Genomic DNA, 507 nt, shown 5'->3' on the forward strand with positions numbered 1-507 from the left:
TGCTAATACCGTGATAACACATCACCATCACCGGCTGATCGAGTTCGGCTTCACGCACAAAATCAGACAGCGTTTCATTCGTCAGGTGCACCGCCTGCGGCACATGCCCGGTGGTATAACTTTGCGCATCACGGATATCCACCATCACACCGCTTTTCTGCCAGCGCTCGTGGGCTTGCTCAATGCTGAGACACTCAAACTGTTCCATTCGGATACCACCTCGGGACAAAGAAAAAAGGCATTACGGCACAGCGCACGCCACTGTGAGGGAGATGCTACTGTTTCAGTAAGGTAAGTCAATCGTCACATTTCTGTAATAAAACATTTTTCGCTATACAAAAAAAGAGTCATGATGAAAAGGATCGCATTTTCACGCATCCGTTACGCGTGTAATGCGCGACTGTGTTATTCACTCACCAGGAGCATCACCATGTCTTTACAACGAAAAGTCCTGTTTTGTCTCCCGCTGTTACTGCCCGCAGCGCTCTCTTTCCCGGCCGCCGCGCA

General features: G+C 49.9%; 1 protein-coding gene. It reads right to left on the bottom strand.

All coding sequences use genetic code 11. The features are described 5' to 3' along the window. On the bottom strand, nucleotides 1-208 hold a 208-nt coding region (locus J5224_RS35405), incomplete at its 3' end, for a rhodanese-like domain-containing protein (RefSeq protein WP_264629438.1). Nucleotides 209-507: the final 299 nt, after the last annotated feature.

The organism is Candidatus Symbiopectobacterium sp. NZEC135 (genome assembly GCF_025962695.1).